This is a genomic window from Neisseria maigaei (assembly GCF_958267405.1).
Taxonomy (GTDB): domain Bacteria; phylum Pseudomonadota; class Gammaproteobacteria; order Burkholderiales; family Neisseriaceae; genus Neisseria; species Neisseria bergeri.
This window is the reverse complement of the sequence record NZ_CATQFT010000024.1, coordinates 1-1,350: the sequence shown is the minus strand read 5'-3', so window position 1 is coordinate 1,350 and position 1,350 is coordinate 1. Positions and strand designations below refer to the sequence as shown.

At 51.9% G+C, this 1,350-nt stretch carries 4 protein-coding genes; all 4 read right to left on the bottom strand.

Annotated elements, in window-relative coordinates; all coding sequences use genetic code 11:
- Positions 1 to 26: 26 nt before the first annotated feature.
- The gene (locus Q3O06_RS05390; RefSeq protein ID WP_301818007.1) at positions 27 to 140 is read right to left on the bottom strand and encodes a zinc finger domain-containing protein; all 114 of its coding nucleotides are present in this window, start codon (positions 138 to 140) and stop codon (positions 27 to 29) included.
- Between the two features lie 138 nt (positions 141 to 278).
- Positions 279 to 455 carry a hypothetical protein gene (locus tag Q3O06_RS05385; protein ID WP_301818006.1) on the bottom strand — a complete coding sequence of 59 codons (177 nt, stop codon included), beginning with the start codon at positions 453 to 455 and terminating at the stop codon, positions 279 to 281.
- Complete coding sequence (locus tag Q3O06_RS05380) at positions 452 to 904, bottom strand: hypothetical protein (protein WP_061704840.1); 453 nt, start codon at positions 902 to 904, stop codon at positions 452 to 454. Before Q3O06_RS05380 ends, Q3O06_RS05385 begins: the two co-directional genes overlap by 4 nt.
- The coding region (locus Q3O06_RS05375; RefSeq protein WP_301818005.1) for a phage tail protein at positions 904 to 1,350 on the bottom strand (447 nt) is incomplete at its 5' end. The genes Q3O06_RS05375 and Q3O06_RS05380, both read right to left, overlap by 1 nt.

The following is a 1,350-nucleotide window of genomic DNA, read 5'->3' as shown; positions in this document are numbered from 1 at the left end:
CTCGGTGGCATTCTGATGATTTTTAATTATTTGAAGGTATTGATATTTTTGCAGCGCATACATTTTATTTGCACGCTGCCGCTGCCTTTTGTAAGCAGCCTGCCGCAATATTTGCAGCGCAGTTCGCGGTAGTTTTGCATTTGCACCCACTCCAATTTTAGATAGAATGCCTAAGTCTCTAGAGACTTAGGCGGCCTTGAAGTCAATGCAGCTTACCCTGCTTGGCTGGCGTACCGGTGTTCCCGCACCGGTACGTCGCTGTCCCACTTTAATATTTTTTATCCTCCTTTATTGCGGTTATTTCCATCAGTTGCATAGAGTTTCTGGATCATTTGATAATTGGCGATTTCTTTTTCCGCCCGCTCAAACAGGGCAATATCGCCGGTTTCTGAGGCACGGCGGCTGATTTCCGTCCATTCGTCGATTTGGGTTTGACAAAATTGAGAGGGTGTCATACAGCCTCCCTCCGGAACATTGCTGCCAAATCCCCGGGCGAGAACCGCCAACCTTCGGTTATTCCCATTACCGTCGCACAAAACTCGCTACAGAACCAACGGTTTTTGCTCTGAGTCAGACGGAATACCGTCCCAACTGCTCCCATCCAGTCGTAACGGCAACCGCGTGTCTGAGCATATAGGCAGACGACCGAACTGTGCGCGGATGGCGGCAGCGGAATCAAATCCCACTTGTCAGACGGCAGCGGCATCACTTTCATACGTACACCGCCGTCGCGCCCACTGGCGGAATAACAGGCATAAGAAGAGGCGCAGTATGTAGGGAGCCGCACGGCGATTTCGCAGTGACTGTACTGACTGCGAGTTATAGTACGTATCAGCCAATCCTCAAACCTCGCACGTATTCCGCACGCCTTTCCTTTGTAAAGTGCCAGATAAACCTCCGCCATCATTCAGCCTCGGCTTGCAGCTCGATGACGAGCGATATATCAGTCAGTTCATCAAGATTGGCCGCGGCGTTGATTTTGTCTTCCGCCGCCTGCCTCAAGCCTGCAACATGCGCGGTCAAAAGTTCGAATTTGAGTGTTTTTTCATAAGCTTTTTGCCTTAAAGCATCGGGCGGCACGCCTCGGGAAGCGGCAATGGCGTCAAGCGTCGGCGTTGCAGCATTCTGGTCGGCATGCCATGCCTTCGCCTCAAATGCCTGCGTTGTCCAAGTTGCCACCTCAAATTCTGGCACTTTATCCAAGCCCGCCGCACGGTCGATATAGGATTGCGCGGCGCGATTGACTTCGGCCAGTTTTTCAGACTTCGCCTGTTGCAGCATTTTCTTTTTAGCGGCAGGTGTCAGCACCCAGTCGCTTCCATCCCATTTGTGGTATTCCGACGGGCGCGG

Coding starts and splice junctions, on each gene's coding strand:
- Q3O06_RS05390 (WP_301818007.1), bottom strand. CDS start 140: ATGCAAAACTACCGCGAACTGCGCTGCAAATATTGCGGCAGGCTGCTT.
- Q3O06_RS05385 (WP_301818006.1), bottom strand. CDS start 455: ATGACACCCTCTCAATTTTGTCAAACCCAAATCGACGAATGGACGGAA.
- Q3O06_RS05380 (WP_061704840.1), bottom strand. CDS start 904: ATGGCGGAGGTTTATCTGGCACTTTACAAAGGAAAGGCGTGCGGAATA.